At 60.6% G+C, this 4415-nt stretch carries 3 protein-coding genes; 1 reads left to right on the top strand and 2 read right to left on the bottom strand.

Going from position 1 to position 4415, the window contains the following annotated elements; genetic code table 11:
• Positions 1 to 1117: ABC transporter transmembrane domain-containing protein (locus tag OQK_RS03540; protein ID WP_038860504.1), on the bottom strand; the 1117-nt coding region annotated here is incomplete at its 3' end.
• Between the two features lie 162 nt (positions 1118 to 1279).
• Positions 1280 to 2638, bottom strand: a complete 1359-nt coding sequence (locus tag OQK_RS03535; RefSeq protein WP_016771146.1) for a TolC family outer membrane protein — start codon at positions 2636 to 2638, stop codon at positions 1280 to 1282.
• Positions 2639 to 3170: 532 nt separating this feature from the next.
• Here OQK_RS03535 and OQK_RS03530 point away from each other — a divergent pair.
• Positions 3171 to 4415 (top strand): retention module-containing protein (locus OQK_RS03530; RefSeq protein WP_038860502.1); only part of this gene is annotated, 1245 nt, incomplete at its 3' end.

The raw sequence follows: 4415 nt of genomic DNA, 5'->3' as shown, positions 1-4415 counted from the left end.
GGGTGCTTTCCCATTTGTGCTGGCGCTCGCTTTCGGCGCCGCAGGCCTTGAGGGTTTCCAGACCGCCGAGGGTTTCGATCAGCACTGCCTGACGCTCGGCGCCGAGGCTCAGGCTTTTCTGCACGGTGTCACGCAGGCGCACCTGAATCGCCATGGCGAAGATGATGGTGATCGGAAACGCCAGCAGCGGAATCACCACCAGCCAGCCGCCGAGCAGGCCGATCACTACCAGCATCAACACCACGAAGGGCAAGTCGATCAGGCTGGTCAGGGTCACGGCGGTGAGAAACTCACGCAGGCCCTGAAAGTCGTGAATGCTCTGGGCAAAGCCGCCGATGGTCGCCGGCCGCGCTTTCATCGACATGCCGGTGATGCGCTCGAACAACGTTGCCGAGAGGATCACATCGGTTTTCTTGCCGGCGGTGTCGAGCAGGTGCGCACGCACCACGCGCAGCACCAATTCAAAACCGGTACCGATCAGCAAACCGATCGACAGCACCCACAGCGTCGAGGTCGCCTGATTGGGCACCACGCGATCGTAGGTCTGCATGACGAACAGCGGCACCATCAGGCCGAGCAGGTTGATCAGAAAACTGGCGAGAATCGCATCGCTGTACAGCCATTTCGACAGTTTAAGGGTGTCGCGAAACCACGCATTTACCCGTGGCACCAGCGGCGCGCGCAGGTCTTCGAGTTCGTGGCGCGGACGGGCGAACAAGGCCTGGCCGATGTAGTGTTCGCTGAGCTCTTCGCGACTGACCCATTGCTCGCCGCCGTCGGCTTCGCTGGGCAGCAGCAGGGCTTTGCCATCCTCGCCAAAGCGCCGCAGCACGGCGGTGCGGCCGTCGTTGAGCAGCAGCAGGATCGGCAGGTTCAGCGGCGAAATGTCTTTCAGGTCACGGCGCAACAAGCGCGCCTGCAATCCGGCCCGCGCGGCTGCACGGGGCAGCAGATCGAGGCTCAGGCGTTGTTTGTTCAGAGGCAGCCCGGCGCTCAGGCTGGCACGACTGACCGTGGCGCCATGCAGTTTGCAGAGGATCAGCAGGCCGTCGAGTAACGGGTCGTCGAAGCTCAGGCGCGGATCGACCCCGGTGGCGCCGGGTTCCATGCTGGTCATAGTGATTGCCTCTGTTGAGCGGGCTCGGTTATCGGATCGTTCCCACGCTCACGCGTGGGAATGCAGCCCGTGACGCTCCGCGTCACTGGACGCGGAGCGTCCCTTGAGGCATTCCTTTGCTGCGCGTGGGAACGATCAGGGCAAAGTCAGTTCCTGCACCGTTTATTTCAGTTCCGGCAGGCGCGCCTGGTTTTTCACTTCGGTCGTGGCAATCGCATCAGCCGGCAGCACCACGCGTTGCTTGCTCAGCAACTGGCCCATGTTCGCCAGCACGCGGTACATCGAGTATTCCTCGGTGTAGCGGATTTCGGTGTAGCGACGGTTGGCGTTGTACAGCTCGTTTTCGCTGTCGAGCAGGTCGAGCAGGGTGCGTTGGCCGAGGCCGAACTGGTCCTGATAAGCGGCGCGCACGCGTTTGGTGGTTTCTGCGTATTCGCGAGCGGTCGGCGTCTGCTTCTTGGCATTTTCCATGGCGTTCCAGGCCAGACGAATGTTCTCGTTGAGCTGACGCAGGGCGTTGTTGCGGATGTCCATCGCCTGGTTGATGTCGTGGGCATTCGCGGCCAGACGTGCCTTGTCGCTGCCGCCACGGAACAGGTTGTAGTTCATCACCACACCGACACGCCATTCGTTGTCGTGGCCTTCATCACCCTGCACGTTGTTGTTTGCGCCGACTGCTGCTTCGGCATCGAAGCGCGGGTAGAACGGCGACTTGGCCACTTCGTACTGGCTCTCGGCGGACTGCACGTCAGCCTGGGCCGATTTCAGGTACGGGTTGTTGTCGACCATGCTTTGCTGCGCTTCACGCAGGTCCGGTGGCATCTCACCGCGAGTCGAGGCCGGGGTTTCCAGCTCATCGGGCATGCGTCCGACCACGCTGTAGAAATTCGATTCGGCGTCGGCCAGATCGACTTCGGCGGTGTCGAGGTTGTTCTGCGCCAGTGCACGACGGGCAACCGATTGATCGGAGTCGGCGGTACTGCCGATGCCGCGCTCGGTGCGCAGGCCGATCTGATCGTTGACGCGCAAGTGCGCCTGCAGGTTGTTCTTGGCCAGCGTCACCAGTTCACGCCGCTTGAGCACTTCGAGGTAGACCTCGATGGTGCGTAGGGCCAGGTCCTGTGCGGTGCCTTGCGCGTAGTAGGCGCGCGAATTGGACACGCCCTTGGTGCGCTCGACCTCGTTGGCGGTGTTGAAGCCGTCGAAGATCATCTGCCGCAAGCGCAGCTCGGACTGGGTGTAATTGAGAATTTCGGTGTTGTGATTACCGAAGGCACGGGTGTTGGTGTTGTCGCTGTAGCCGCGCCCGTAGGCAGCGTTCAGATCGACCGACGGATAAAACCCGCCCTTGGCCACTTTCACCTGCTCATCCGCAGACAGGCGGGCGTCCACGCGCGAAGCCAGTTCCGGGTGGGTAGCGATGGTGCTCTGAATCGCCTCGGTGAGGTTCATCGCCTGGGCTTGGGAAGTGCAAGCCATGGCCAGCAAAACCGCGCTGCAGAGGGGGGTTAAAACGCGCATGGGTGCATCTCCCTGGATCTCAATGTTGTGTTACCGTCGCCAAATATTTGACGTAAATTTAGGGTGTAAGCGTTTCACTCTTGTAACAACAGAGCTAAGAACATCCTAGAGCGTAGCTAAGAAAAAATTTTCATAAGGTTTACTCCAAAAAAAACTTATGCGGTTTTTCAAAAGCAGCACATTGTTCAGCTCGAAAGCCTTTGTTTTATGCGCTTTAGGGAGCTCGAAAAGGCTTGAGGAAAGTTCCATTCACTTTGCGAGACACTGCGAAGTACTGCTGAAGGGGAGGGACGCGTAGCGGGGAATGAGCGACAGATTTTTGTCACTCGGGTGATTCACCACCGTTACGTAGCGCTAGTGGGTCGATGGATTGAACAGGGTTGGCAAGTGCTTGATAGCGCTGACAATTCACCTCAAACCGGGCCTGCGAAACGAACTGTCGAGGGTGCGAGCGTCGCCCCCGGCAACCCGATTGAGCCATGGGCTGCTTCGCGAACCAGTGCCGACGGTGGTCGGCAGCGGAGGATTTCACATGGCAACGCTCATCGGTACGGTCACAAAAGTCATTGGTCAGGTGTTCGCCCAGGCGAGCGACGGCATCAAGCGTCCGCTGTTCGAAGGCGATCGTTTGTACGCTGGCGATCAACTGATCACCGGCGCGGAAGGCGCGGTGGCAGTGAAACTGCAAAACGGCGAGGAATTGACCCTCGGCCGGGGCAGCAGCATCACCATGACCGGGCAATTGCTGGCCGACCAAGCGGTGCCGGTGAACGTCGACGAAGCGCAGACCCCGAGCCAGGCGCAACTGACCGATGTCGAGCAAATCCAGCAAGCCATCGCCGCCGGTGAAGACCCAAGCAAAACTGCCGAAGCCACTGCCGCCGGCCCCAACGCGCCCACCGGCAATACCGGTGAACTGGGCGGCGGGCACAGCTTCGTTCTGCTCACCGAAGTCGGCGGCCGAGTCGATCCGATCATCGGTTTCCCCACCGCTGGCTTCAATGGCATTCCCGAGTTTCCCGAATATCGTCGCGACGCGGACATCGACAATGGCGACGACACGCCAGCGCCGGTCGTGGTGCCACTGCCACCAGTGAACAACCCGGTCATCCTCAACGGCCTCAATGGGGCGGATGGCGAGCTGAACCTCAATGAAGCCAATCTGCCTGACGGTACAGCGGCCAATCCAGGCGCGCTGACGCAAAGTGGCAACTTCACGGTCTCGGCAGCGGATGGTTTGAACAGCCTGAGCATCGGCGGCATCAACGTGATTGTTGGCGGCGTGCCGATCGGCTTTCCCCAGTCGATCACCACGCAACTGGGCAACACCCTGACCATCACCGGTTACAACGCGGCGACCGGCACGGTCAGCTACAGCTACACCCTCAACGGCAACGAGACCCACGCGGCCGGCGACGGCGAGAACAATCTCAGCGAACAGTTCACCGTGATCGCCACCGACAGCAATGGCGACAGCGCCACTGGCACGCTGGACGTGAATATCACCGACGACGTGCCCAAAGCGTTTGACGACGCCAACGGCATTGCCTCGGAAACCTTGCTGACCCTGACCGGAAACGTCCTCAACAATGACATCCAAGGCGCTGACCGCGTGCCCACCGGACCGGTCACGCCCGGCACGTTCACCGGTACTTACGGCACCTTGGTTCTGAACGCCGACGGCACTTACACCTACACCCTGAACACCAGCGATGCCGATTTCAAAGCCTTGACCGGCGGCGGTAACGGCACCGAAACCTTCGCCTACACCATCACT

Origin of the sequence: Pseudomonas sp. R62 (assembly GCF_000257605.1) — a bacterium.
Classification (GTDB): Bacteria; Pseudomonadota; Gammaproteobacteria; order Pseudomonadales; family Pseudomonadaceae; genus Aquipseudomonas; species Aquipseudomonas atacamensis.
The sequence above is the reverse complement of the archived record's forward strand: the minus strand, read 5'-3'. Positions and strand labels throughout refer to the sequence as shown.